The organism is Paracoccus ferrooxidans (assembly GCF_029909815.1).
GTDB classification, from domain to species: Bacteria; Pseudomonadota; Alphaproteobacteria; order Rhodobacterales; family Rhodobacteraceae; genus Paracoccus; species Paracoccus versutus.
Map to the genome: position 1 here is coordinate 1336996 of NZ_CP038202.1, position 25375 is coordinate 1362370.

The 25375-nt window shown below is 68.1% G+C and carries 27 protein-coding genes, 1 tRNA gene and 1 pseudogene; 13 read left to right on the forward strand and 16 right to left on the reverse strand.

Features of this window, described 5'->3' with window-relative positions; all coding sequences use genetic code 11:
- Window positions 1-7: 7 nt before the first annotated feature.
- The gene (locus tag E3U26_RS23475) at window positions 8-598 is read right to left on the reverse strand and encodes a GMC family oxidoreductase (RefSeq protein WP_499106866.1); all 591 of its coding nucleotides are present in this window, start codon (window positions 596-598) and stop codon (window positions 8-10) included.
- 214 nt (window positions 599-812) lie between these two features.
- Between E3U26_RS23475 and E3U26_RS23480 the strand changes: the two genes are divergently transcribed.
- Window positions 813-1565 carry an SDR family NAD(P)-dependent oxidoreductase gene (locus E3U26_RS23480; protein WP_499106868.1) on the forward strand — a complete coding sequence of 251 codons (753 nt, stop codon included), beginning with the start codon at window positions 813-815 and terminating at the stop codon, window positions 1563-1565.
- Between the two features lie 40 nt (window positions 1566-1605).
- Here E3U26_RS23480 and E3U26_RS23485 read toward each other — a convergent pair whose 3' ends face one another.
- The 5 genes and pseudogenes from E3U26_RS23485 to E3U26_RS23505 all read right to left on the reverse strand — a co-directional run bounded on the left by E3U26_RS23485 (window position 1606) and on the right by E3U26_RS23505 (window position 3962).
- The gene (locus E3U26_RS23485; protein WP_499106870.1) at window positions 1606-1878 is read right to left on the reverse strand and encodes a hypothetical protein; all 273 of its coding nucleotides are present in this window, start codon (window positions 1876-1878) and stop codon (window positions 1606-1608) included.
- A complete protein-coding gene (locus E3U26_RS23490; protein WP_499106871.1) occupies window positions 1844-2116 on the reverse strand; it encodes a hypothetical protein in 273 nt (90 codons plus the stop codon). The genes E3U26_RS23485 and E3U26_RS23490 overlap by 35 nt, the downstream gene beginning before the upstream one ends.
- 4 nt (window positions 2117-2120) lie before the next feature.
- Window positions 2121-2360: a Rossmann-fold NAD(P)-binding domain-containing protein gene (locus E3U26_RS23495; protein ID WP_499107539.1), complete on the reverse strand. Its 240-nt coding sequence runs from the start codon at window positions 2358-2360 to the stop codon at window positions 2121-2123.
- A pseudogene (locus E3U26_RS23500) lies at window positions 2324-3589 on the reverse strand (hydantoinase/oxoprolinase family protein); the annotation flags it as partial. The pseudogene E3U26_RS23500 and the gene E3U26_RS23495, both read right to left, overlap by 37 nt.
- A gap of 124 nt (window positions 3590-3713) precedes the next feature.
- On the reverse strand, window positions 3714-3962 hold the full coding sequence (locus tag E3U26_RS23505) for a GNAT family N-acetyltransferase (RefSeq protein WP_499106872.1): 249 nt from the start codon (window positions 3960-3962) through the stop codon (window positions 3714-3716).
- Window positions 3963-4591: 629 nt separating this feature from the next.
- On the opposite strand from E3U26_RS23505, the gene E3U26_RS23510 reads away from it, so the two are divergent.
- From E3U26_RS23510 to trpB, 8 genes are all read left to right on the forward strand, one after another.
- Entirely contained in the window at window positions 4592-5176 is a 585-nt protein-coding gene (locus E3U26_RS23510; RefSeq protein ID WP_499106873.1) for a (d)CMP kinase, read from the forward strand.
- Window positions 5173-6252: an NAD(P)H-dependent flavin oxidoreductase gene (locus E3U26_RS23515; RefSeq protein ID WP_499106874.1), complete on the forward strand. Its 1080-nt coding sequence runs from the start codon at window positions 5173-5175 to the stop codon at window positions 6250-6252. Before E3U26_RS23510 ends, E3U26_RS23515 begins: the two co-directional genes overlap by 4 nt.
- Before the next feature lie 162 nt (window positions 6253-6414).
- Window positions 6415-8094: a 30S ribosomal protein S1 gene (rpsA, locus tag E3U26_RS23520; protein WP_036756438.1), complete on the forward strand. Its 1680-nt coding sequence runs from the start codon at window positions 6415-6417 to the stop codon at window positions 8092-8094.
- A 198-nt stretch (window positions 8095-8292) separates the two neighbouring features.
- Window positions 8293-8580, forward strand: coding sequence for an integration host factor subunit beta (gene ihfB / locus E3U26_RS23525; protein WP_011750022.1), 288 nt, complete (start codon window positions 8293-8295; stop codon window positions 8578-8580).
- Between the two features lie 38 nt (window positions 8581-8618).
- A complete protein-coding gene (locus tag E3U26_RS23530) occupies window positions 8619-9020 on the forward strand; it encodes a LapA family protein (RefSeq protein WP_116220590.1) in 402 nt (133 codons plus the stop codon).
- 4 nt (window positions 9021-9024) lie between these two features.
- Complete coding sequence (locus E3U26_RS23535) at window positions 9025-9672, forward strand: phosphoribosylanthranilate isomerase (RefSeq protein WP_499106875.1); 648 nt, start codon at window positions 9025-9027, stop codon at window positions 9670-9672.
- Window positions 9669-10118 carry a GNAT family N-acetyltransferase gene (locus tag E3U26_RS23540; protein WP_499106876.1) on the forward strand — a complete coding sequence of 150 codons (450 nt, stop codon included), beginning with the start codon at window positions 9669-9671 and terminating at the stop codon, window positions 10116-10118. Before E3U26_RS23535 ends, E3U26_RS23540 begins: the two co-directional genes overlap by 4 nt.
- A 51-nt stretch (window positions 10119-10169) precedes the next feature.
- A complete protein-coding gene (trpB, locus tag E3U26_RS23545) occupies window positions 10170-11402 on the forward strand; it encodes a tryptophan synthase subunit beta (protein ID WP_036756425.1) in 1233 nt (410 codons plus the stop codon).
- A 16-nt stretch (window positions 11403-11418) separates the two neighbouring features.
- On the opposite strand, the gene E3U26_RS23550 is transcribed toward trpB, so the two are convergent.
- Window positions 11419-12036, reverse strand: a complete 618-nt coding sequence (locus E3U26_RS23550; RefSeq protein WP_499106877.1) for a DsbA family protein — start codon at window positions 12034-12036, stop codon at window positions 11419-11421.
- Window positions 12037-12127: 91 nt separating this feature from the next.
- On the opposite strand from E3U26_RS23550, the gene alkB reads away from it, so the two are divergent.
- Window positions 12128-12760, forward strand: a complete 633-nt coding sequence (gene alkB / locus E3U26_RS23555; RefSeq protein WP_499106879.1) for a DNA oxidative demethylase AlkB — start codon at window positions 12128-12130, stop codon at window positions 12758-12760.
- A gap of 67 nt (window positions 12761-12827) precedes the next feature.
- Here alkB and E3U26_RS23560 read toward each other — a convergent pair whose 3' ends face one another.
- Both E3U26_RS23560 and puuE read right to left on the reverse strand, forming a co-directional pair.
- Window positions 12828-13655, reverse strand: coding sequence for a bifunctional allantoicase/(S)-ureidoglycine aminohydrolase (locus E3U26_RS23560; RefSeq protein ID WP_036756418.1), 828 nt, complete (start codon window positions 13653-13655; stop codon window positions 12828-12830).
- Window positions 13656-13742: 87 nt separating this feature from the next.
- Window positions 13743-15155 carry a bifunctional allantoinase PuuE/2-oxo-4-hydroxy-4-carboxy-5-ureidoimidazoline decarboxylase gene (gene puuE, locus E3U26_RS23565; RefSeq protein WP_499106880.1) on the reverse strand — a complete coding sequence of 471 codons (1413 nt, stop codon included), beginning with the start codon at window positions 15153-15155 and terminating at the stop codon, window positions 13743-13745.
- Between the two features lie 281 nt (window positions 15156-15436).
- On the opposite strand from puuE, the gene E3U26_RS23570 reads away from it, so the two are divergent.
- Window positions 15437-16738, forward strand: coding sequence for an NCS2 family permease (locus E3U26_RS23570; RefSeq protein WP_072462997.1), 1302 nt, complete (start codon window positions 15437-15439; stop codon window positions 16736-16738).
- Between the two features lie 345 nt (window positions 16739-17083).
- Here E3U26_RS23570 and E3U26_RS23575 read toward each other — a convergent pair.
- Both E3U26_RS23575 and E3U26_RS23580 read right to left on the reverse strand, forming a co-directional pair.
- Window positions 17084-17157 (reverse strand) — tRNA-Thr (locus tag E3U26_RS23575).
- Between the two features lie 562 nt (window positions 17158-17719).
- Window positions 17720-18103, reverse strand: coding sequence for a response regulator (locus E3U26_RS23580; RefSeq protein ID WP_499106881.1), 384 nt, complete (start codon window positions 18101-18103; stop codon window positions 17720-17722).
- A gap of 321 nt (window positions 18104-18424) precedes the next feature.
- On the opposite strand from E3U26_RS23580, the gene rpsB reads away from it, so the two are divergent.
- Together rpsB and tsf are read left to right on the forward strand one after the other, a co-directional pair.
- Window positions 18425-19210, forward strand: a complete 786-nt coding sequence (gene rpsB / locus E3U26_RS23585; RefSeq protein ID WP_036756459.1) for a 30S ribosomal protein S2 — start codon at window positions 18425-18427, stop codon at window positions 19208-19210.
- A 97-nt stretch (window positions 19211-19307) separates the two neighbouring features.
- Window positions 19308-20198 carry a translation elongation factor Ts gene (gene tsf / locus E3U26_RS23590; RefSeq protein ID WP_036756409.1) on the forward strand — a complete coding sequence of 297 codons (891 nt, stop codon included), beginning with the start codon at window positions 19308-19310 and terminating at the stop codon, window positions 20196-20198.
- Between the two features lie 246 nt (window positions 20199-20444).
- Here the strand turns inward: tsf and E3U26_RS23595 are convergent, their stop codons facing one another.
- The 5 genes from E3U26_RS23595 to E3U26_RS23615 form a co-directional block, all read right to left on the reverse strand.
- Entirely contained in the window at window positions 20445-21284 is an 840-nt protein-coding gene (locus E3U26_RS23595) for a helix-turn-helix transcriptional regulator (protein WP_499106883.1), read from the reverse strand.
- Window positions 21285-21417: 133 nt separating this feature from the next.
- Window positions 21418-22350 carry an IS5 family transposase gene (locus E3U26_RS23600; RefSeq protein WP_179921185.1) on the reverse strand — a complete coding sequence of 311 codons (933 nt, stop codon included), beginning with the start codon at window positions 22348-22350 and terminating at the stop codon, window positions 21418-21420.
- 347 nt (window positions 22351-22697) lie between these two features.
- Window positions 22698-23573, reverse strand: a complete 876-nt coding sequence (locus E3U26_RS23605; RefSeq protein ID WP_499106885.1) for a hypothetical protein — start codon at window positions 23571-23573, stop codon at window positions 22698-22700.
- A gap of 236 nt (window positions 23574-23809) precedes the next feature.
- On the reverse strand, window positions 23810-24772 hold the full coding sequence (locus E3U26_RS23610) for a GGDEF domain-containing protein (RefSeq protein ID WP_499106887.1): 963 nt from the start codon (window positions 24770-24772) through the stop codon (window positions 23810-23812).
- A gap of 8 nt (window positions 24773-24780) precedes the next feature.
- Window positions 24781-25350, reverse strand: coding sequence for a heme NO-binding domain-containing protein (locus E3U26_RS23615; protein ID WP_499106889.1), 570 nt, complete (start codon window positions 25348-25350; stop codon window positions 24781-24783).
- Window positions 25351-25375 lie beyond the last annotated feature (25 nt).

Sequence of the window (25375 nt, forward strand, 5' to 3'; positions counted from 1 at the left end):
ACACGCCCTAGCTGGTCTCGCGCCGGCCGTCGCGGATGGTGTGCTGGTGGAAATCCGCGCCCTCATGGGGCGGGGCGTTCAGGTCGCCGACGCGCGGGACGCCGGCACTCTCGGCAGCGCGCAGGTAGTCCTCGATCGTGGGGTGCTTCTGGCGCGGGTCGCTGACCCGCAGCGGGCCGTCGCCGCCGTGGAACGCGCTGGCGCCGCGGCTGTTCGATTCGGACTTGATGAAATAGGGCAGCACCTCGTCCCAGCCCCAGCCCTCGGCGCCCAGCGCGGCCCAGCGGTCGAAGTCCAGCGGGTGGCCGCGCATGTAGACCATGCCGTTGACGGCGCCGGTGCCGCCTTCGGTCTTGCCGCGCGGCCAGTAGATGCTGCGGCCGTTGATCTCGGCGCCCGGCTCGGTGAAATAGGCCCAGTTGATCGCCTTTTCCAGGAACAGCCGCCCCATCCCGGCCGGCGCATGAACCCAGAAGCGGTCGGCATGGCCCCCAGCCTCCAGCAGCAGAACCTGATTGCGACCATCCTCCGACAGACGGCTCGCAACCACGCTCCCAGACGAACCAGAGCCAATCACGATGTAGTCATAGCTGCCCATCCGGCCTTCCCCTTCTCCCTCGAAGGGCAGTCTAGGGCCTGGGCGCGGCCGGGCTAGCGGTGCCCGGCCTATGGCGCGCAAAGGGCCGTCCTGTAGCACGGAAACGGCCTATGCCATCCATAGGCTTTCCCTATCCATTGGCATGCCGTGTTGAGCGGCCGCGCTTGCGGCGCTTTGCTGGCGCAACAGCAGCCGACACGGAAAGGAGAGGGGAATGGACAGGGTAAAGGGCAAGACGGTCCTGATCACCGGCGCCGGCAGCGGCATGGGCGCGGCCTCGGCCCGGCTTCTGGCCGACGAGGGGGCGAATGTCCTTGTCACCGACATTCGCGGCGATGCCGCCGAAACGGTGGCCGCCGGCATCCGCGACCGGGGCGGCGAGGCGCAGGGCCAGGTGCTGGACGCGACCCGGCCCGATCAATGGCAGGCGGCGGTCGAAAAGGCGCTGGCGCTGTGGGGCGGCATCGACGTCCTGGTGAACAATGCCGGCCTGCCGGGCGAGCCGATCAGCTGGGAAGAGGCCACGCTGGAGGGGCTGAACCGGATGATGGCGCTGAACATGGACAGCCAGTTCCTGGGCATCAAGGCGGTGACGCCGCATATGAAGCCGGGCAGTTCCATCGTCAATTTCTCATCCATCGCCGGGCTGGTCTGCTTTCCGAACCTGCATCCCGGCTATGGCGCCTCGAAGGGCGCCAACCGGCTGCTGTCGAAATGTGCCGCGGTGGATTTCGCGGCGCGCGGCATCCGGGTGAACTCGGTCCATCCCGGCCTGATCCGCACGCCGCAATCCGAGTATCTTTTCGACGATCCCGCCGTGGTCGAGGCGGTCCTGGCCAGGATTCCCCTTGGCCGCCCCGGCGCGCCCGAGGACGTGGCCAAGGTCGTCCTGTTCCTGGCCAGCGACGATTCCGCCTATATGACCGGCGCGGAACTGGTGGTCGATGGCGGCTATACCGCCATCTGACCGCCATCTGACCCCAGCGGCGGCGGCGGGCCGGCCGCATTCAGCCCTCGGCCGAGGAACGGGAATTGCGGTGCAGCGTCAACCCGCCATCGACCGGCCGCACCACGCCGCGGACAAAGTCCGACATGCCGGAGGCCAGGACCAGCGCCGCGTCGACGATGCAGCGCGGATGGCCGGTCATCGGCAGCGGCTGCATCCTGGCAAATTGCCGGCCTGCAGCATGCCCTGCCCCAGCTGGTGCTTTTCCCGCAGCGCCGGCTTGACGGCGCCCGGCACGATCACGTTGACCCGCGTGCCCTGGCCTCCCGGCCATCCGCGCCGCATGGCGGCCGATCTGGCAGACCGAGGCCTTGGCGATGGTATAGGCGCACCCCCACAGCCGCCGAGGTCAGGATGATCGCGCCCTTGCCGCGCGCCTTCAGCGCCGGGGCGGCCACCTTGATCGCCAGCATGGTCGCGGTTTGCAGCACCTCCATCGCCGCGTTCCATACCTGGACGGAAATCTCGTCCACGCCCTTGGCGCTGCCGACGGTGCCGGGGTTGTGATACATCACGTCAAACTAATTTCGGCACCGCCAGATCGACGACGGCCTGCATGCCGGCCTCGCGGCGCATGCCGCAGCGGATGAAGCGGACCTTACCGCGCAGTTCAGCCTTGATGGCGCGGCCGGCCTCGTCCTGGATGTCGGCCACGACCACGCGGACGCCGTTCCCGACGAATTTCCGTGTCGCTTCCAGCCCGAAGCCCGCCGCGCCGCTGCCCGTGGAGATCGCAGCGTGTCGGCGTTCAGCCACAGCGAATTGTCCAGCGTGTAAAGCACATGGGTCAACCCGGCCATGACCAGCGGATGCCGTTCCCGCCCGCCGGTCGGCATGTTCAGCGACGAGCCAAGCTGCGGGTCCGAGCCGGTATAGTCCAGCTCGACCCCATCCCCGCGGATGCGCAGGGTCAGGGCGATGCGGGCCGGCAGGCCGTCGGGCGCGTCCTCGTCGGCTCAATCGGCAAAGAAATAGTCGCCATCGGGGATAGTCGCCAGGATGCGGCGGACCTGCGCCTCGCGCCTGGTCCAGGATCTGCCCGACCCCGTCCAGGAAGGTCTTGAACCGAAGCGGCGGAAGATCTCGGCCTTCATGTCCAACTCGCGCGCGAGATAGCAGGCCAGCATTCCCCCCGCACCGACAAGGGCGAACAGGTGGAGCGCGGGCGGGTCGATGCCGAAGCGCGAGACCTCGGCATACATGGACGACACGGAAATATCGACGATATGGCCGGCGACCTCCTCGACCGGGGCGCCCAACCGCTCGGCCAGCGGCTGGATCGCCGCGCGGGCGGCCGCATGATCCACCGTCACCGCGCCATAGCCCAGGTCGCCATGGCCGATCAGGTTCTGCGCCGCCATCGCGTCGGTGATGGTGGGCCGCGTCCCGCCGCGCCCATAGCAGGCCGGGTCGGAGGTCGAGCCGGCGCTTTCCGGCCCGCAACACGCCCAGCGCATCAACCGAGGCGACTGAGTTGACCGCGACCGAGGGGATATGGAGCTGGAAGTCGCCGATCAGTTCGCCCGTGCCATATTGCGGCTGGCCGTCCCAGATCACCGCCACATCCGCCGAGGTGTCGCCGATGTCGAGGCTGGGGACGCGCGGAAGGCCGCATTCCCCAGCCAGCCCGCGCCGATCACCCCCGAGGCGGTGCCCGACAGGATCATCTGCACGGGCTCGACCCGCGCCTGGCCGATGCCCCTGACGCCGCCGTTCGACTTGGTAATATGGGCGGGAACGGCAACGCCCTTGCCGGCCAGCGCCGCCTCGAAGCGGTCGAGGCAATGCGCCACGCGCGGCTCCACATAGCCCGAGATCACCGCCGTTATCGTGCGCTCATACCCGCGGACCACCGGCCAGGTGCCCGATGAGGGGGCGACGGGCATCTCGGGCGCCGTCTCGGCAAGCATGGCGGCGACGGCGCTCTCGTTTTCGGGGTTGCGGCAGGCATGCAGGAAGGCCAGGACGATGCCCGCCGCCCGCGCCGCCGCCGACATCCACCACGATGCGATAGCCCATTGCCCGCTTCCTTTTGCCGTTTCGCGGCAGCCTGCCACGGCAAAGGCAGGCCGGGTCAATTCGATCTGGCATGGCATGCATGGCCATGGGTTATGGTTTCGGCACCGACATGTAGCATTCGGGATGCGGCACCGGGCGGAATCCGGCCCTTTCATGGACCGCATGGGCGTCGCGCGTGGCCAGCATCCAGGTCTGGACCCCGGCAAGCCCGGGGTGGGTGCGGATCGCCCGCGCCAGCCAGCCGGCCCGCCCGCGGCCGCGGTGGTCGGGCAGCACGAAGACGTCGCGCAGATAGGCGAAGACGGCGTAATCCGTCACCAGCCGCGCAAAGCCCGTCATCGTCCCCTCCGGCGCGATCACCGCCATCGGCAGCGACCCGGCCAGGGCGCGTTCAAGCCGGTGCCGCTCTGCCGAGCTTTCCAGCTATCCTGCCCTGCCGCCGCCCCAAGGCGACGACCCGTCCCGCCTGCTGGCGCGGCTGACCGGGCAGGAGCCGCTGGGCTCGGTCAGCTACGGGACCAAGGCGGGGCTGTTCCACGCGGCCGGCATCCCTGCGATCATCTGCGGGCCCGGCAGCATCGCCCGCGCGCACCGCGCGGACGCGTTCATCCCGGTCGCAGAGCTTGACGCCTGCCGCCGGATGCTGCGGGGCCTGGCAGAGGAAATGTCCCGCCCAGCCCAGCCGTCGCCATGGCCGGGATCCGCGCGAGCCGCGGCGCGGGGGCTGGACCGGCAACGCCCTTGCCGGGCCCGGATATTGACAAAGCCGCGGACAGCAGGCAACGCAGGACGGCGCCGGGTGCAACGCCTGCAGCCGGCGGCACGATCCAGACGCGGACGGGCGGTCGTCCGGCGGATGCCCTGGCGGCCCTTGCAAGGTCGCGGCCCGGATCCAAGACGGGCCGGCCGGCACATGGCCCGATGCGGGCGATGCCGGGGGCGCCCCTCCCCCCAAAGCCCGAGGCCCCATGCCCTTCACCATCGCCATCGACGGACCCGCCGCATCGGGCAAGGGCACCATCGCGCGGGCGCTTGCCCGGCATTTCGGCTTTGCCCATCTCGACACCGGCCTGCTTTATCGCGCCGTGGGCGCCAAGGGCGGCGATCCGATCGCCGCGGCCCGCGGGCTGGCCCCCGAGGATCTAGCCCGCCCCGACCTGCGCAGCGCCGAGGCGGGACAGGCCGCCAGCCGCGTCGCCGCGATCCCCGAGGTGCGCGCCGCGCTGGTCGAGTTCCAGCGCCGCTTCGCCCGCAGCCAGCCCGGCGCGGTGCTGGACGGGCGCGACATCGGCACGGTGATCTGCCCCGAGGCCGAGCTGAAGCTCTACATCACCGCCAGCGACGAGATCCGCGCCCGCCGCCGTGCGCTGGAACTGGGCGCCGACGAGGCCCGGATCCTGGCCGAGCTGCGCGAGCGCGACGCCCGCGACGCCGCCCGCGCCGTGGCGCCGATGCGGCCGGCCGATGACGCGCTGCTGCTGGATACCAGCGAAATGACCATCGACGAGGCCGTGGCCCGCGCCATCGCCTGCGCCAGGGAGGCCGGCGCATGAGCCCGCGTTTCCAGCTGACCGACCTGCGCGTGCCGGTGATCCAGGCGCCGATGGCCGGCACCGCCACGCCGCATCTTGCCGCCGAGGTCAGCCTGGCCGGGGGGCTCGGCTCGCTGGGGCTGGGCGCCGCCAATGCCGCGCAGGCCGCCGCGATGATGGCCGAGACGCGGGCGCGGCTGGGCTCGGACCGCTATGGCGTCAACCTGTTCTGCCACCGTCCCGCCCAGGCCGATGCCGCACGGGAAAAGGCCTGGCTCGACTATCTGGCGCCCGAGTTCCGCCGCGCCGGGGTCGAGCCTCCGGCCCGTATCACAGAGGTCTATCGCAGCTTCGTCGCCGATGACGACATGCTGCGCGCGGTGCTGGCGGCGCGGCCGGCGCTGGTCAGCTTTCACTTCGGCCTGCCGCCCGCCGGACACATCGCCGCGCTGCACGACATGGGCGCGGCCCTGGCCGCGACCGCGACCTCGCGGGCCGAGGCGCTGGCCATCCGCGGCGCGGGGCTGGACCTGATCGTGGCCCAGGGCCACGAGGCCGGCGGCCATCGCGGCATCTTCGACCCCGACGGCCCCGACGAATGCCTGCCGACCGCGGCGCTGCTGGCCGAGCTGCTGGACCTGGGCCTGCCGGTGATCGCGGCCGGGGGCATCATGGACGGCGCCGATGCGGCGCGCCACCTTGCCGCCGGGGCGGCGGCGGTGCAGATGGGCACCGCCTTCGTCGCCTGCCCGGAATCGGCGGCCAATGAGGCCTATCGCAGCCGGCTGGCCGCGGCGCAGCCGGGCGATGCGGTGATGACCCGCGCCATCTCGGGCCGTCCGGCGCGCGGGCTTGCCAACCGGCTGACCGCGCTTGGCGAGGCACCCGAGGCCCCGCCGCTGCCGGATTACCCCATCACCTACGACGCGGCCAAGCGGCTGCATGCGGCGGCGGGGGGTTCGGACTACGCGGCGCAATGGGCGGGAACCCAGGCGCCGCGCGCCCGGCCCATGCCCGCCGCAGACCTGCTGGCGCTGCTCGGGCGCGAGATTTGCTTGCATCTGCCGGGCCTCGGCGCTTGCCAGGACGGCCGATGAGCGCTATATCCCGCCCGTCAAGGTAAGCGATGGGGCCAGAACAGGCCGCTTCAACAGGGTCGGGCGCATGCCGCGACCCTTTGCGCTTATCCCGGCATCTACAAAGAGACCGGCGGAGCCAACCGCATGGCCAGCAATGATCGAAAAGGAAACTGGATCTATATGTGCGCTAAAGCGACCATGGAGGAATTCGAGGCCCTCCTGAACGAAAGCCTCGCCATCGACACGCCCGAAGAGGGCTCGGTCGTCAAGGGCAAGGTCATCGCCATCGAGGCGGGCCAGGCCATCATCGACGTCGGCTACAAGATGGAAGGCCGCGTCGATCTGAAAGAATTCGCCAACCCCGGCGAAGCCCCCGCCATCGCGGTCGGCGATGAGGTCGAGGTCTATCTCGACCGCGTCGAGAACGCCCGCGGCGAAGCCTCGATCTCGCGCGAGAAAGCCCGCCGCGAAGAGGCCTGGGACCGCCTGGAGAAAGCCTATGCCGCGGAAGAGCGCGTCGAAGGCGCCATCTTCGGCCGCGTCAAGGGCGGCTTCACCGTCGACCTGGGCGGCGCCGTGGCCTTCCTGCCCGGTTCGCAGGTCGATGTGCGCCCCGTGCGCGACGCCGGCCCGCTGATGGGCCTGAAGCAGCCCTTCCAGATCCTCAAGATGGATCGCCGCCGCGGCAATATCGTCGTGTCGCGCCGCGCCATCCTGGAAGAGAGCCGCGCCGAGCAGCGCGCCGAGGTCATCGCCAACCTGTCGGAAGGCCAGACCGTCGAGGGCGTGGTCAAGAACATCACCGAATACGGCGCCTTCGTCGATCTGGGCGGTGTTGACGGCCTGCTGCACGTCACCGACATGGCCTGGCGCCGCGTCAACCACCCGTCCGAGATCCTGTCGATCGGCGAGACCGTCAAGGTCCAGGTCGTCAAGATCAACAAGGACACCCACCGCATCAGCCTGGGCATGAAGCAGCTTCAGGCCGATCCGTGGGATACCGTGGCCGACAAGTTCCCGATCGGCTCGGTCCATACCGGCCGCGTGACCAACATCACCGACTACGGCGCCTTCGTGGAGCTGGAAGCCGGCGTCGAGGGCCTGGTCCACGTCTCGGAAATGAGCTGGACCAAGAAGAACGTCCACCCCGGCAAGATCGTCTCGACCTCGCAGGAAGTCGACGTCATGGTGCTGGAGATCGACGAGGCCAAGCGCCGCGTGTCGCTGGGTCTGAAACAGACCATGCGCAACCCGTGGGAAGTCTTTGCCGAGACCCATCCCGTCGGCACCGTCATCGAGGGCGAAGTCAAGAACATCACCGAATTCGGTCTGTTCGTCGGCCTGGAAGGCGACATCGACGGCATGGTCCACCTGTCGGACATCAGCTGGGATACCCGCGGCGAGGAAGCCATCCAGGACTTCCGCAAGGGCGATGTGGTGAAAGCCGTCGTCCAGGAAGTCGACATCGACAAGGAGCGCATCTCGCTGTCGATCAAGGCGCTTGAAAACGACGCGATGGCCGAGGCCGTCGAGGGCGTCAAGCGCGGCTCGGTCATCACCGTCACCGTGACGGCGATCGAGGATGGCGGCATCGAGGTCGAATACAACGGCATGAAGAGCTTCATCCGCCGTTCCGACCTGGCCCGCGACCGCCAGGACCAGCGCCCCGAGCGCTTCCAGGTCGGCGACCATGTCGACGTCCGCGTGACCAACATCGACACCAAGACCCGCCGCCTGGGCCTGTCGATCAAGGCGCGCGAGATCGCCGAGGAAAAGGAAGCCGTGGAACAGTATGGCAGCTCGGATTCGGGCGCCTCGCTGGGCGACATCCTGGGCGCCGCGCTCAAGGGCCGCGGCTGAGCCAGCGATCGGCTGAACTTCGCGCCCCCGGTTCCGGCCGGGGGCGCTTTTCGTTGCGCAGTTCCGCCGATTGAACCATAAAGGCTTGAAAAGCGCGGCAACCAAACCGCCGGCCATGCGTTCTGTCGTTGAATGCCGCGCCGCCAGCCCTATGATCGCGCGACAGGAATTGTTGGAACACCAGATTCAGGAACCGCAATGATCCGATCCGAACTGATCCAGAAAATCTCCGAGGAAAACCCGCATCTGTTCCAGCGCGATGTCGAGCGGATCGTGAACACCGTTTTCGAAGAGATCATCGACGCCATGGCGCGCGGCGACCGGGTGGAACTGCGCGGCTTCGGCGCCTTCTCGGTGAAAAAGCGCGACGCGCGCCAGGGCCGCAACCCCCGCACCGGCGAGACCGTCAGCGTGGACGAAAAGCATGTGCCCTTCTTCAAGACCGGCAAGCTGTTGCGCGAACGGTTGAACGGCCTCGACGAATAGGCCAGATTGCCGGCGTCAATCTTTGCGGGGTTCAGGCGATGCGCACGATCCGGGTCTTCTTCCTTGTCATTCTGGCCATCGTGCTGATGCTGCTGGCGGCGGCGAATCGCCAGCTCGTCACCGTCAGCCTGGTGCCCGAGGCGCTGGCGCAATTCGCCGGCGGGCGCTGGTCGCTGACCATGCCGGCCTTCGTGGCGCTGTTCCTGGCCATGGTCTTCGGCGTGCTGGTCGGCCTGGTCTGGGAATGGCTGCGCGAATCGCATCTGCGCGCCGAATCCAGCCGCCGCGCGCATGACCTGGCGCAGCTGCAGCGCGAGGTCGGCGACCTGCGCCGCACCCATGCCGCGCCGCGCGACGACGTGCTGGCGATCCTGGACGAATCGGGGCGCAAGCCGGCCGTCCCGGCGGGCTCCGGCTCGACCCTGCCGGCACCGCGCTGATCCCATGGCCGTCTCCGTCAAGATCTGCGGCCTGACCGAGGCCGCCGGCCTTGCCGCGGCCGTCGAGGCCGGCGCGCGCTATGTCGGCTTCGTCTTCTTCCCGAAATCCCCCCGCCATGTGACGCCCGAGGCGGCGGCCGAGCTTGCCGCGCAGGTGCCGCTGGGCGTGGCCAAGGTCGGGCTCTTCGTCGATCCCGACGACGCGGCGCTGGAGGCGGTCCTCGCCCGCGTGCCCCTGGACCTGATCCAGCTGCACGGCGCCGAGACGCCCGCCCGCGTGGCCGAGGTCAAGGCACGCAGCGGCCTGCCGGTGATGAAGGCGGTGGGCATTGCCGATCCGCAGGATCTCGATCAGCTCTGGGACTACGGCCTGGTGGCCGATATGCTGCTGATCGACGCAAAACCGCCCAAGGACGCGCCCCTGCCCGGCGGCAACGGCCTGGCCTTCGACTGGCGGCTGCTGGCCGGGCGGCAGATCCTCAAGCCCTGGCTGCTGGCCGGCGGCCTGACGCCCGAAAACGTGGCCGAGGCGATCCGCCTGACCCGCGCCCCCGGCATCGACGTCTCCTCCGGGGTCGAAAGCGCGCCGGGCATCAAGGATCCGCAGCGCATCCGCAGCTTCATCGCCCGCGCCACGGCCCCGATCCTGTGACCGCCGTCGCCTTCCGCGAGGCCCGGCGCGACGAGGTCGCCGCCGTCCTGGCCCTCCTGCGCGACGACATGCTGGGCCAGGCGCGGGAAGCAGGCGACCTCGCCCCCTATCTCGCCGCCTGGGACGCCATGCAGGCCGAGGCCGCAAACCACCTGGTCGTGGGCCTGCTGGGCGGCGAGGTGATCGCCTGCTACCAGATCACCGTCATCTCCGGCCTGTCGCTCCGCGCCGCCCGCCGCGCCCAGATCGAGGGCGTGCGCGTCCGCCCCGACCTGCGCGGCCGTGGCATCGGCGCGGCGCTGATCCGCGACGCCGAATCCCGCGCCCGCGCGGCCAGCTGCACGCTCCTGCAATTCACCACCAACCGCAGCCGTACAGAGGCGCATCGCTTCTACGACAGGCTCGGCTTTACCCCTTCCCATATCGGATATAAGAAATCCCTCTGACGGGGCTTCTCTGTTGCCCAAATACCCACCCGACCGCGCGCGAGGAAAGCCATGGCCGAAGACCTCATCAACAGCTTCATGACCGGCCCGGACGAACAGGGCCGCTTCGGCATCTTCGGCGGCCGCTTCGTCAGCGAGACGCTGATGCCGCTGATCCTCGACCTCCAGGCGGAATACGACCGCGCCAAGGACGACCCCGCCTTCTGGGCCGAGATGGACGATCTCTGGAAACATTACGTCGGCCGCCCCAGCCCGCTCTATTTCGCCCCGCGCCTGACCGAGGAGCTGGGCGGCGCGAAGATCTATCTCAAGCGCGAAGAGCTGAACCATACCGGCAGCCACAAGATCAACAACGTGCTGGGCCAGATCCTGCTGGCGCGCCGCATGGGCAAGACCCGCATCATCGCCGAGACCGGCGCCGGCCAGCATGGCGTGGCGACGGCCACGGTCTGCGCCCGCTTCGGGCTGAAATGCATCGTCTACATGGGGGCGCATGACGTCGAGCGCCAGGCGCCGAACGTCTTCCGCATGCGGCTGCTGGGCGCCGAGGTGGTGCCCGTCACCTCGGGCCGCGGCACGCTCAAGGACGCGATGAACGACGCGCTGCGCGACTGGGTGACGAACGTCCGCGACACCTTCTACTGCATCGGCACGGTGGCCGGCCCGCATCCCTATCCCGCGATGGTGCGCGACTTCCAATGCATCATCGGCCGCGAGACCCGCCGCCAACTGGCCGAGCAGGAGGGCGAGGGGCGGCTGCCCGACAGCGTGGTCGCGGCCATCGGCGGCGGCTCGAACGCCATGGGGCTGTTCCACCCCTTCCTCGACGATCCTTCGGTCCGCATCATCGGCGTCGAGGCCGGCGGCAAGGGCGTGGACGAGCGCATGCAGCATTGCGCCAGCCTGACCGGCGGCCGCCCCGGCGTGCTGCACGGCAACCGCACCTATCTGCTGCAGGACGACGAGGGCCAGATCCTGGAAGGGCATTCGATCAGCGCCGGGCTCGACTATCCCGGCATCGGCCCGGAACATGCCTGGCTCAAGGAGCAGGGCCGCGCCGAATATGTCAGCGTGACCGATGACGAGGCGCTGGCGGCCTTCCAGACCCTCTGCCGGCTCGAAGGCATCATCCCGGCGCTGGAACCCAGCCACGCGCTGGCCCATGTCATCAAGATCGCGCCGGACTTGCCGCGCGACCACATCATGGTGGTGAACCTGTCGGGCCGCGGCGACAAGGACATCTTCACCGTCGCCAAGCACCTGGGCGTCGACATCCGCACCTGAGCGCGAAAGGCGCGCGCTATTTCGCGGCGCGCGCCTCGGCCACCAGCTCGGCCAGGTCGTCCTTGGCCAGATAGCCGAAGATCGCCCGCTCGCCGGCGACGAAGCTGGGCGTGCCGACCAGCCCGATCTCGTCGGCCAGCGCCAGCGATTCTTCGATCCGCCGGGTGATCTCGGGCGCCTGCATGTCGCGCTGCAGCCGCGCCACGTCCAGCCCGACCTCGCGGGCGACGCGCAGCACCGACGCCTTCTCGGCCTTGCCGCGCATCGCCATCAGCGCGCGGTGGAACTCGGGATACTTGCCCTGCGGCTGGGCGGCCAGCGCCGCCTCGGCGGCAAAGCGCGAGCCCTCGCCGAAGATCGGGATCTCATGCACCACCAGCCTCACGCCGGGATCCGATTGCAGCAACGCCGCCACCTCCGGCGCGCTCTTGCGGCAAAAGCCGCAATTGTAGTCCGAGAACTCGACCAGCACCGCATCGCCCCCGGCATTACCCATCACCGGCAGGCCGGGACCGTCGAACACCGCCCGCTTGATCGCCGCGACCTCGGCCGGGCTGCGGTCCTGCGCCGCGGCCGGCGCCAGGGGCAGGACGCAAAGCAGCGTCAGGGCGATTGCGGCAAGGGGGCGGCGCATGGCAAGAATCCTTTCCTGTGGCCCGACCTGAAAGCCATCGCCATGGCCACAGGTCAAGCCGCAGCACATGACAATCCCGTGGGAGGGCTGCATGGAACCAGACCTGTTCGGAACCCGCCGCGACGAACCCCTCGGCCCCGGCGCCATGATCCTGCGCGGCTTCGCGCCCGGCCCCGCCATGGTTGAAGAGGTCGCGCGCATCACCGGCCTCTCGCCCTTCCGGCAGATGCAGACGCCCGGCGGGCGCACGATCGGCGTCGAGATGACGAATTGCGGCGCGCTCGGCTGGGTCAGCGACCGGCGCGGCTATCGCTACGAGCCGCTGGACCCGCTGACCGGCCGGCCCTGGCCCGAAATGCCGCAGCGCTTCCGGCAGTTGGCACAAGAGGCCGCGGCGCGCGCGGGCTTCCCCGATTTCCGGCCCGATGCCTGCCTGGTCAACCGCTACGTGCCGGGGGTCAAGATGGGCCTGCACCAGGACCGCGACGAGGCCGACATGGCCGCGCCCATCGTCTCGGTCTCGCTGGGCCTGCCCGCAACCTTCCAGTTCGGCGGCCCCGAGCGCGGCGACCCGGTGGCGAAACACGCGCTGACCCACGGCGACGTGGTGGTCTGGGGCGGACCGGCGCGGCTGAACTGGCACGGCATCCTGACGCTCAAGCCGGGCGAGCATCCGCTGACCGGCGCCGCCCGCATCAACCTGACCTTCCGCCGCGCCCGCTGACCGGCTTTCTCCGTTTTCCAAATACCCCGGGGGAAGCCGCGCAGCGGCTGGGGGCAGAGCCCCCCTCCTACTTCCAGATCGGCGCGTGCCGGTTCACGTCCTTGTAGAGCAGATAGCGGAAATTCCCCGGCCCGCCGGCATAGCAGCATTGCGGGCAAAAGGCGCGCAGCCACATGAAATCGCCGGGGCCCACCTCGACCCAGTCGCGGTTCAGCCGATAGACCGCCTTGCCCTCGATGACGAACAGCCCATGCTCCATCACATGCGTCTCGGCAAAGGGGATCGAGCCGCCCGGCTTGAAGGTCACGATGGTGATATGCATGTCGTGGCGCATGTCCGCCGGGTCCATGAAGCGGGTGGTGGCCCAGCTGTCATTGGTCTCGGGCATCGGGATCGGGGCGATGTCGCGCTCGTTGGCGACGATCACCTCGGGCTTTTCCAGCCCCTCGACCGCCTGCCAGCGCTTGCGCCACCAGTGGAAGCGCGAGGTCTCGGCACCATTGCGCACCGACCAGGCCATGCCGGCGGGGATATAGGCAAAGCCGCCGGGCACCAGTTCATGCGCCTTGCCGTCGATGGTCAGCGTGACCGCGCCCTCGGTGACGAAGATCGCGGCCTGCACGCCCGCGTCGTCCTCGGGCCGGTCCGAGCCGCCCTGCGGCGCCAGCTCGACGATATACTGGCTGAAGGTCTCGGCAAAGCCCGAGAGCGGCCGGGCGATCATCCACATCCGCATCCCCGTCCAGCCCGGCAGGAAGCTGGTGACGATGTCGCGCATCGTGCTGGCGGGGATGACGGCATAGGCCTCGGTGAAGGTGGCGGTGTCGGTGGACAGGTCGGTCTGCGGCGGCAGGCCGGCGAAAGGCCCGGCATAGGTCGGGGTCTTGGCGGTCATGTCAGGTCTCCGTTGCGCCGGGGTCTCTCTGGCCCGGATCGTGGCTGGCAAACCCCGCCCGCGACCAACGGCGGGCGGGGCCGGGGCTCAGGCATCGCCCAGCATCTGCTGCAGGCGCAGCGCGCCGATGCGGCTGACCTGGCGCTCGGCCTCGGCGCGCTCGGTCGCGTTGTCATTGTCGAGGCGCCGGCGCATGGCGGCCATGATCCCCGGCTTGTCGTGGTCACGCACGGCGATGATGAAGGGGAAGCCGTGCTTTTCCACATAGGCCGTGTTCAGGCGGTCGAACTCGGCGCGCTCGGCATCGGTCAGGCTGTCGAGCCCGGCGCTGGCCTGTTCGGCGGTGCTGTCGGCGGTCAAGCGCTTGGCCGCGGCCAGCTTGCCGGCCAGGTCCGGGTGCGCCAGCAGCACGCCCAGCCGCTCTTCGTCGCTGGCCGCGCGGAAGACCTGCGCCATGCGCGCGGCAAGCCCGGCGGCGGTGTCGTGGATCGCGCCCATCTCGCCCTCCCAGACGCGCTCGGCGATCCAGGGCGAATGCTCGTAGATGCCGCCGAATTTCTCGACGAACGCCTCGCGGTCCATCTGCGAGGGGCGCTGCCTGGGCTGCCAGGGATGCGCCCGCGCCCAGTGCCGCGCGATGTCGAGCCGGGTGGCGAACCAGACCCCCTCGTGGCTGCGGGCATGGTCGAGGAAGCGCTTGATCGCCATGGCCCGGCCCGGCCGGCCCGCGAGGCGGCAATGCAGGCCGATGGACATCATCTTGGGCGCGCCGGCCTCTCCCTCGGCATAAAGCACGTCGAAGCTGTCGCGCAGGTAGTCGAAGAACTCGACCCCGGTGCCGAAGCCCTGGCCCGAGGAAAAGCGCATGTCGTTGGCGTCCATCGTATAGGGCACCATCAGCTGCGGCTTGCCGTCGTGGACATGCCAATAGGGCAGGTCGTCGGCGATGGTGTCGGCCAGGTATTCGAATCCGCCCTCCTCGCAGCCCAGAGCCACCGTGTTCATCGAGGTGCGGCCCTGGTAGAAGCCGCGCGGCCGCTCGCCGGTGACGCGGGTGTGCAGCTCGACCGCGCGGGCGATATGCTCTGCCTCGACCTCGCGCGGGATGTCGCGGTAGTCGATCCATTTCAGGCCGTGGGTGGCGATCTCCCAGCCGGCGGCCTGCATGGCGGCGACCTGTTCGGGCGCGCGCTCCAGCGCGGTCGCGACGCCGTAGACGGTCACGGGCACGTCGCTGAGCAGCCGGTGGAGCCGCCAGAACCCCGCCCGCGCGCCATAGTCATAGATCGATTCCATGTTCCAGTGGCGCTGGCCGGGCCAGGGCTGGCAGCCGATGATCTCGGACAGGAAGGCTTCCGAGGCGGCGTCGCCATGCTCGATGCTGTTTTCGCCGCCTTCCTCGTAGTTGATGACGATCTGCACCGCGATCCGGGCATCGCCGGGCCATTTGGGATCGGGCGTATGCTCGCCATAACCGATCATGTCGCGGCTGTATCGCATCGCTTGCTTCCTTTCCTGATTTCTGGCTGACTAGCACTCATCACCCTGCCGGCCCCGCAGGCAACCCGAGAATTTCTATAAACAGAACCAAGTTTTTCTTGAAAATGGCTGTTTATTAACGTCCCGTTGAAACTCTGTCGCAAGACCCTGCATTCTCGTTGAAGATGCCTGGGCATAATCTGGCCAGCATGGCGGGCAAACCGCCAATGGGAGGAATCATGCCAGACAAGCAATCCGGCCTGACGGCCAGCGGCGCCAGCATCAGTCCAGGGGAAGGAACCGTGCTCGACAAGCGCTTCGGCCTGACGGCCCATGGCACCAGCGCCAGAACCGAGGTGATCGCGGGGATAACCACCTTCCTGACGATGGCCTACATCATCTTCGTGAACCCCGAGATCCTGTCCTCGACCGGCATGGATCGCAACGCGGTCTTCGTCGCGACCTGCCTGGCCGCGGCGCTGGGATCGGCGATCATGGCGCTTTGGGCCAACTGGCCCATCGGCATGGCGCCCGGCATGGGGCTGAACGCCTTTTTCGCCTTCACCGTGGTCGGCGCACTGGGGTTCACCTGGCAGCAGGCGCTGGGGGCGGTGTTCATCTCGGGCCTGGTGTTCCTGTTCCTGTCGGTGACGGGCATCCGGCGCTGGCTGATCGCGGGCATCCCCACATCCATGCGCAGCGCCATCGCGGCCGGCATCGGCATGTTCCTGGGGCTGATCGCGCTGAAGAACTCGGGCATCGTGGTGGACAACCCGGCGACGCTGGTCGGCCTGGGCGACCTGACCCAGACCGGCACGCTGCTGGCCATCGTCGGCTTCTTCATCATCGCGGCGCTGGATGCGCTGAAGGTGCGCGGCTCGATCCTGATCGGCATCCTGGTCATCACCGTCGTCTCGATCGCCATCGGCGCCAGCCCCTTTGCCGGGGTGATCTCGATGCCGCCCTCGATCATGCCGACCTTCATGCAACTCGACATCGCCGGGGCGCTGACCGTCGGCATCTTCCACGTGATCCTGGTCATGGTGCTGGTCGAGGTCTTCGACGCCACCGGCACGCTGATCGGCGTGGCCAAGCGCGCCGGCCTGCTGACCGAGGGGCCGACCCATACCAACAAGAACCTGGGCCGGGCGCTGATGGCGGATTCGACGGCGATCCTGGCCGGCTCGATGCTGGGCACCAGCTCGACCACCGCCTATGTCGAAAGCGCCTCGGGCGTGCAGGCGGGCGGGCGCACCGGGCTGACCGCGCTGGTCGTGGCGGGTCTGTTCCTGCTGGCGGTGTTCTTTGCGCCGCTGGCGGGCTCGGTCCCGGCCTATGCCACCGGGCCGGCGCTGCTTTACGTCGCCTGCCTGATGGTGCGCGAGTTCGAGGAGATCCAGTGGAGCGACGTCACCGAAAGCGCGCCCGCCGTGCTGACGGCGCTGATGATGCCCTTCACCTATTCCATCGCCAATGGCCTGGCCTTCGGTTTCGTGAGCTATGCCGCGATCAAGCTGGCGACCGGCCGCGCGCGCGAGGTGCATGCCGCGACCTGGATCGTCGCCGCGCTGTTCGTGATCCGGTTTGCCTTCTTCATGGAGTGATCTGCGCCAAGGCCGGGGGGCTGTCTGCCCCCCGGACCCCCCGAGGATATTTGGACAAGGAAGAATGGAACTTGCCGGGTCGGCCGGGATTCCGGCCGGAGGCCATTGCCTGGGCCGCGTGATCGCGCATCGCAAGCCGGGCCATCGCAAGCCGGGGCGCGGGATGCGCATCCGGCCGTTGCGTTTCTGGCCGGGTTTCCGCGGGATCCCCGGCAGGCCGGGTCCCGCGGCCCGGCATGGCTTGGCTTGGTCGCGTCGGGTGAACGGGGCGAGGAAAGCGGCCAGGGAATTTTCCCGTCCGGCGCGGCTTGGCTTGGCTTGGTTTTCGTCGCCGTCGGCTGCGCGTGCCCCCTGTCCGATTCGAACGGACGACCTACCGCTTACAAGGCGGTTGCTCTGGCCAGCTGAGCTAAGAGGGCGACGCCCGGACTGTTTAAACGACCAGCGCCTTTCGGGCAAGTGAGTCCGCCGCGCCGGGAAGATGATAGGCCGCAGCACAGCCAAGGGCCCAAGTGCTGCCAACCGTCTGTCGCCCGGTGCCTGCCCGCCGATTCGACGAAGGCCAGGCGGCACGGAGGGAGGCCAATGCCTGGGACGCAGATACGATGCCGCAGGGCGCAGGGCGCAGGGCACAGGGCGCAGGGCGCAGGGCACAGGGCACAGGGCACAGGGCACAGGGCACAGGGCACAGGGCACAGGGCACAGGGCACAGGGCACAGGGCACAGGGCACAGGGCACAGGGCACAGGGCACAGGGCACAGCCTGCGATAGGCAGCTACTGAACGCAAGGCGACCCTCGCCTGGCCGGGCAAGCATCCATTCTACCGCGGGACAGGTCTTGGGAAGGATGGCCCCGAGGCGTCGCTGACTTGCCATTCGCCCTTGGGGAATCACCACCATCGTAGCCGAGGGCGGGGCAGTTCACGCTGCCGCTTGGCGAGGGCGGATGCTGCCGGGCCTGCCCGCGCGCCCTTGCCGCGGTCACGGGGGACGGCCATCGGGGGTGGCGACCATGCGCACCGTCTCGACCAGCCGCACCGGGTCGAGCGGATAGGGCAGCCAACCCGCCGCCCCGGCATTGCGGGCGCGGGCCTTCAGCTGCGGCGTGGCCGAAACGGCCATGACCAGGATCGGGATGTCGCGCAAGCGGGCCTGGCGCCGCACCGCCTTGATGAAGCCGAAACCGCAGATCCGCCGCATGTTGATCCCCGTCAGGATCACGTCGACGGAAGCGGTCCTGAGCAGCGCCAGCCCCTCGGCGCCGTCGCAGGATCGCTGCACCGCCATCCCCGCCGCCTCCAACGCAGCGACGGCGGCTTCGCGCAATTCGCCGCGGGGATGCTGGACCAGCACCGTCAGCGCCATCGCCGCCCCCAGGCGACCGGGCCAGGCCGTCCTTTTCCTTCCGCAGCGATCATCCGCCCCCTCCGAATTCAGCCGGTTCCGCGCAGGATCGCGCAGAAAGATTGAATTTCGGTTGACGCGGCCGGGGCGGAAGGCCATCTGTCCCGAATTGCCGCGAAACCGGCTCATTTCCTGTCGCCGGGGCTTGCATTCCGGGCGGAAAAGGACTATTTCGCGCGCACTTCACAGGCGGGGTCGGGCCCCGGAGGGAGACATCCTTCGACGGTCCACCGGTTGGGGCAAGCCCCTGAAAGCCCCGCCAAGGCGCAAACCGGAAAGGACATGGACATGGCGCTTCCCGAATTCTCCATGCGTCAGCTGCTTGAAGCTGGCGTTCATTACGGCCACCAGACCCAGCGCTGGAACCCCCGCATGGCCGAGTTCATCTATGGTGAACGCAACGGCATCCACATCGTCGATCTGACCCAGACCGTGCCGATGCTGGACGCGGCGCTGCAGGTGGTGCGCGACACCGTCGCCAAGGGCGGCCGCGTGCTGTTCGTCGGCACCAAGCGCCAGGCGCAGAAAGCCGTCGCCGACGCGGCCGAGCGTTCGGCACAGTTCTACATGAACCACCGCTGGCTGGGCGGCACGCTGACCAACTGGAAGACCGTCTCGCAGTCGATCCAGCGCCTGAAGGCGCTTGACGAGACGCTGGGTTCGGGCGCCGAGGGCCTGACCAAGAAGGAACGGCTGCAGATGGAGCGCGAGCAGGCCAAGCTGCAAGCCTCGCTGGGCGGCATCCGCGAGATGGGCGGCCTGCCCGACCTGCTGTTCGTCATCGACGTGAACAAGGAAGACCTGGCCATCGCCGAGGCGAAGAAGCTGGGCATCCCGGTGGTCGCCGTGGTCGACACCAACTGCTCGCCCAAGGGCGTGGACTATGTCATCCCCGGCAACGACGACGCCGCCCGCGCCATCGCGCTTTACTGCGACCTGGTCAGCCGCGCCGCGCTGGACGGCATGACCGCGCAGATGGGCGCTGCCGGCGTGGACCTGGGCGCGCTGGAAGCCAGCGTCGAGGAAGAGCTGGCCGGCGAGACCGCTGAGGAAGCCGCCGAAGCCTGATCGGCGCCGGTCCCAAGCGGGCCGCGGCAGGTTTACGGAACATTCATCAGGCGGGGATAAACCCCGCCTGACGCATTGAAAAGCAAGGAGACTCTCGATGGCTATCACCGCTGCTATGGTGAAAGACCTGCGCGAAACCACCGGCGCGGGCATGATGGACGCCAAGAAGGCGCTGACCGAAACCAATGGCGACATGGAAGCCGCCGTCGACTGGCTGCGCACCAAGGGTCTGGCCAAGGCCGCCAAGAAATCGGGCCGCGTCGCCGCCGAGGGCCTGGTGGGCGTCGCCGTCCGCGCCGGCCGCGGGGTCGCCGTCGAACTGAACTCGGAAACCGATTTCGTCGCCAAGAACGCCGATTTCCAGCAGCTCGTGCGCGAGATCACCAATGTCGCGCTGGACGCCGCCACCGATGTCGAGGTGCTGAAGGCCACGCATCTGAACGGCCGCCCGGTCGAGGACGTGCTGACCGACGCCATCGCCCGCATCGGCGAGAACATGACCCTGCGCCGGATGCACGCGCTGGAAGGCGACACCATCGTCTCTTACGTGCATAACGCCGCTGCCGAGGGCATGGGCAAGATCGGCGTGCTGGTCGCGCTGAAGGGCGATGCCGCCAAGGCGCAGGAGATCGGCAAGCAGATCGCCATGCATATCGCGGCGACCAACCCGGCCTCGCTGTCGGAAGCCGACCTGGACCCCTCGCTGGTCGAGCGCGAGAAGTCGGTGCTGACCGAGCAGGCCCGCGAATCGGGCAAGCCCGAGGCGGTGATCGAGAAGATGATCGAAGGCCGGATGAAGAAGTTCTTCGAGGAAGTGACCCTGCTGGGCCAGAAATTCGTCATCAACCCCGACGTGACCGTGGCCCAGGCCGCGCAAGAGGCCGGCGTCGAAGTGACCGGCTATGCCCGCGTCGTGGTCGGCGAAGGCATCGAGAAGAAGGAAGAGGATTTCGCCGCCGAGGTCGCCAAGACCCGCGCCGGCGCCTGATTCTCGCCAGACCCGGATTACGGACGCCGGCCCCCTTTTGGGCCGGCGTTTCGCATTCCGCGACGGCATCGGGCCGAGGCTGTGTGAAAACTCCAATTCTGAAAATTTACGAAGAACAGTTTCCTTAGAAATACATTCACGGCGGCCCGCTTTAGAACAAAGTCTCTCCGCAAGGCCAGCAGGCGAACATTGTTCCATGCCCGACCATGCTCGACTGAGTTTCCACACAGCCTCGGCCGCAATGCGTCAGCCGGCGCAAATCTGGTCGCGCGCCGGCAGCCCCGGCGCGCCGTCTCGGGCGGGCGAGGGATGCCCGCCCTGTCCGGGGCCATGCGGCTCGGCAGTGGAGTTGAAGATCTGCCTGCGACTGGCGGCCAGCAGGATCGCCTGCGCCGTGGTCTTGGCCCCCAGCGCCTTGCGCGCCAGCCGCAGATGCTTTTCCACCGTGGCCGGCGTGACGTCCAGGATCTCGGCGATTTCCTGGGTGGTGCGGCCGACCGAGATGCATTCCAGCACCTCGCGCTGGCGCAGGGTCAGCACGCATTCCTGCTCGGCATGGGGCAGGGTCGAGATGCGCAGATGCGCCAGCCGGCTCAGCACCTCGACAAGCCGGCCGTGCTGCGCCCAAAGCGCGTCCAGCCGGTCCTGCCGCATGCCGATCGCGCCGCCGAGGATCACGCCGGCGCGCACCCGCTCCACATCGTCGCCCATGCCGACCGCATAGCCCGCGACGTGGCCGTAGCGGGCGAAAGCATCGGCCGCGCGCTCTTCCTGCGGCGTCAGCCGCCCGGCCAGGCGGAGCCGCCGCATCCAGTCCCAGCTTTCGCTGCCCCGGTTATGGGTCAGCCAGCGGTGCATCGGCAGGCTTTCAAGCAGGTCCAGCGCGGCAAGCTCCTGCATCAGGCGCGGCGGGTAACTGGACAGCAGGACGCGGTCCTCCAGCATCCGGTCGCACGAGGCCTCCAGGATCCGCACCGCATGATAGGAAATGTTGGGAAAACCCAGTTCGGTCAGGCGCGCAACGTAATGCTGCCAGACCTCTTGCGCCGAACGGGCCCCCAGGATGACTTCGATGTCATTCAGCATTTCCATATTATACCAAGCTCTTTCGAAAATATTTAAGAATAAATTTGCACCATAACGGATAGCTTTGAAACATTATTGCGGCTCTGTTGCATAACTCAGGTGATGGGCGCGGTTACCCCCTCCCCGGACAGACTTATCCTACAGCTTCCGTGACCGGGATGCCGAGCGCGGTGTAGCCGTTCAGGACGGCGATGCGGATCTGGAACTCGGCGACCTGACGGTCGAAGTCCCTTGCCATGAGCCGCTGGCCCAGCAGTTTGACACAATGCATCTTCGTCTCGATGCGGCTCCGGCGGTGGTATCCACTCCATCGTCGCCACAGGGTGCGGCCGAGATACCTGGACGCCCGGAGGGCCTCGTTGCGCGCGACGGCTCCAGCGGTGATGGTCTTCCAGGTCTTCGCGTTCCTGCGCGGTGGGATGACGGCATGGGCTCCGCGATCTGCAATCGCATCGTGGCACTTGCGCGTGTCGTAGGCGCCATCTGCCGTGACGCTACCGATTTCCTGGTCCTCCGGGATCTGGTCGAGAAGGTCAGGTAGGATCGGCGCATCGCCGACGTTGCTCCCGGTGATCTCGACAGCCCGGATCTCTAGCGTTTCCTCGTCGATCCCAAGGTGGATCTTGCGCCAGACCCGCCGTTTGGGGCCACCATGCTTGCGAGCGTGCCACTCGCCTTCGCCCTCGACCTTGATTCCTGTGCTGTCGATCAGCAGGTGCAGCGGCCCTTTGGAGCCGCGATACGGGATGTTCACAGCCAAGGTCTTCTGGCGGCGGGACAGTGTGCTGAAGTCAGGCACCGTCCAGTCGAGGCCAACCAGACGCAGCAGGCTCTCGACGAACCCGGTCGTCTGCCGGAGCGCCATGCCGAATAGCACCTTCATCGTCAGGCAGCTCTGAATGGCAGTATCGCTGTAGGTCTGCTGGCGGCCACGCCTCCCCGTCGGCACGGCATCCCAGCTCATCTCGGGGTCGAACCAGATCGTCAGCGAGCCCCGGCGCTTGAGCGCTTCATTGTAGGCTGGCCAGTTTCTGGTCCTGTAGGTTGGCGGTGTGGGTCTGCTCATACATCACAGCTACCACCCTGGATTCACGATCTGAATCCCTGACGGGATTTGTGCAACAGAGCCACACGTCATGATTGCATGATTGAATAAATTTCCACCTTTGCATGAAAATCGCGCGGCTCGGTGCCAGGGCGGGAGGAATCCGGGCCACTCGCCGACGCGGTGTCGTTGGAAGCCCGCGCCGGGACATTCATGAAAACCCGCCGCTGCCGCAGAATCAGCCATGCCCTGCCGCGGTTCCGGTTCCCCGGCCGGCGATTGCAGCCGATCTTGCGCTTTCGCACCGGCCCGCCGCATTCCGCAAGCCGGGAAACCGGCCGCCTGGCCGGCCCTTCTGGATCGCCCGGTCAGGGGGTAAGGAATTCGATTCCGGGCAGGGCGGCGATCTCGGCCATGTCGGCGTCATAGGCGGCGGTGATGCGATCGACCATCTGCTGGGTCCAGCCGGGCAGGTTCAGCTCGACCTCGATCTGCTCGGGCTGACCATATGCCTCCAGGGCGGCGGCAAAGATGCGGCGGCGGCTTGCGACGGTCAGCCGTTCTTCCTGCGCCAGCGCGTCGCGGATCATGCGGATGCCGTCGGGGTGCAGGATGTCGCCCAGGATCTGCAATCCGGCCTTGAGCGGCACGTCGGCGGGCATGGTCGCGATGCGGCGCACCACCTCGGGCCAGATCAGCGAGGTGTCCTCGTGGCACCAGACCACCAGGCGCCGGCCCGGCAGCGCGGCCTGGATGCGCCGCAGCGCCGGCCCCCAGCGCAGCGCCTCGGGATCGACGCCGTCCATCAGCTCGGCATAGCTGCCGCTGCCCTCCTGCGACAGGACGAACGGGACCAGCGTGGCCGGGTTCTTCAGCGCGATGAAGAACTCGACCTCGGCGCTGGGAAACAGGTTGGCCAGCGCCGCCATCTTCTCGCCGGCGGTGACGTAAAGCCCCTCGGGCGAGATGGCCCGCGTCGCCCGGCCAAGAAAGCTGGGCGTGCTGCAAATGATACGGCGCGGATCGTCCGAATCCAGGATCGCATCCAGCATCACCTGCTCCATCGCCTTGGTGGCGGGGCCGCCGCGCAGCGCGCTCAGCGCCTCGTTGAAGATCTCGCCATGCCGGTTCGGGGTGACGGGCTCGATCCCGTTGCGCAGCAGCCAGTCGCGGTTCCGCAACAGCGTCTTGACCATGCGATAGAGGTCCGTTCCGTGAACCCCGCAATGAAAGACCACCTGCATACCCGCAACCCCCGACTCGTTTGGGCGCACAGTAACCAGCAATGCGCGCGCAGAAAACCTCATGGTTGAGCGACGCCTGTGCCGATCCCGCGCCCCGCGCCCACCGTCCATGCCCGGCCATCTTGCGACGCGCCGCCGCGGCGCGGAACAGCAGGACCGGATCGCAGCTGAGGCGCGGCATGCGGCATGCGGCATGGCCGGAGCGCGATCATCCGCCCCGATCATCCAGGCGCGGATCAGCCGCCGGGATCGGTCCACAGCACCACCCTGCCCTTGCCGGCCAGCTTCGCCTGGTAAAGCGCCGCATCCGCCATCTCGAACAGCTGGTGCTGGTGGGTGATGCGCTTGTTGCCGGACACCGCGACGCCCATGCTGGCCGTGATCCGGCACGGATAGGTTTTCGCGGCCATGATCTGGTGGATCATCCGGGTGCAGACGTTCATCGCATCCTCCTCCGGCCTGTCGGAGAAGATCAGGATCAGGAACTCGTCCCCGCCGATGCGGCAGACCCGGTCGCCGGAACGCACCCCCGAGGCCAGGACCGATGCCACCGTGACCAGGACGCGGTCGCCGGCGGCATGGCCGAATCGGTCGTTGACCTCCTTGAAATGGTCGAGATCCAGGTGGACCAGCGCAAAGGGATCCCGGTTGCGCGCCTCGAATGCCTTGGAAAAGACGACGTCGAAGCCACGCCTGTTCAGCAGCCCGGTCAGCGGATCGGTGATCGACAGGATCTGCGCGCTTTCGCGGGCGCCCTCCAGGCTGGTGTTGACGCGCGACAGTTCCAGCAGCGCCGCGCGGTTCGCCTCGTGCAGGAACAGGAATTCCATGGCCAGGTCGGACGGCGGAAAATCGGAATCGTTCAATTCGAATTTCTGCACCGCCGAGGAAAGGTATATGCCGAAGCCCAGGTTGAGCATGGCCATGTCCGGCGACAGATGCACGCCATGCCCGCGCAGGGAAACGCCGCCATGGTCGCGCAGCTGCAAAAAGACCCGCCTGCCGCAGCCAAGCTGGGGAAACAGCTCCTCGAAACGGATGCGGTGGCCCAGGTTGTTGGCGGGAATGAAGGCGTCCTCCAGGCGGGACGCGCTGCCCAATACCTTGGCAAGCGTCTTGCCGCGCGACACCATCACGCCGGCGCGATCCACCATGAGATGCATCGGCATCAGCTCCGACAGGGTGCGAATGTCTATCACGGCGTCTTTCAAATCTGCGCTCGCTTGGGGGAAAGCTCGAAACCCCGCTTGCTGGAGTAATCAGGCAGGACGACATCTATGTCGATGCGGTCCCGGACGACCGAAATGACGGCAAGCGAGCCATAGTCGTCCGCCATCACCCGCAGCATGCCGGCCAGGACGCGCATCAGGCCCGGCTGGTGCGGCTCGGCGATGATCCGATAGCGTCCCGGCGCGTCGGACAGGACCGTGAATCCGGGAAACTCCAGGTCGGGGATCACCAGGTGGATGCGGCCCGGCAATTCACGCAGCGATTCGACGAATTCCTGGAAATTCGCGCCGCCGCACCGCAACAGCCGGCGGATCTGCTCCTGCCGGCTCAGCCATGCCCCGACATCCTCGAGCAGCTCGCCCACCGATCTGTCGAGCCGCCGGGCCGAGGCGAGGACGATGGCATGGGTGATGCTGTCCGGGCTGCTTTCCCAGGTCAGGAACCCGTCGGGGTGGACATCGGCTTCGGCGGCGACCTGCTGCCAGGTCGCGCTGCCATAGGTGTTGCGCAGGAACGCCTCGATACAGCGATTGACCAGACCATGCATTTTCTTGGACCCCGTGCGGATTGCG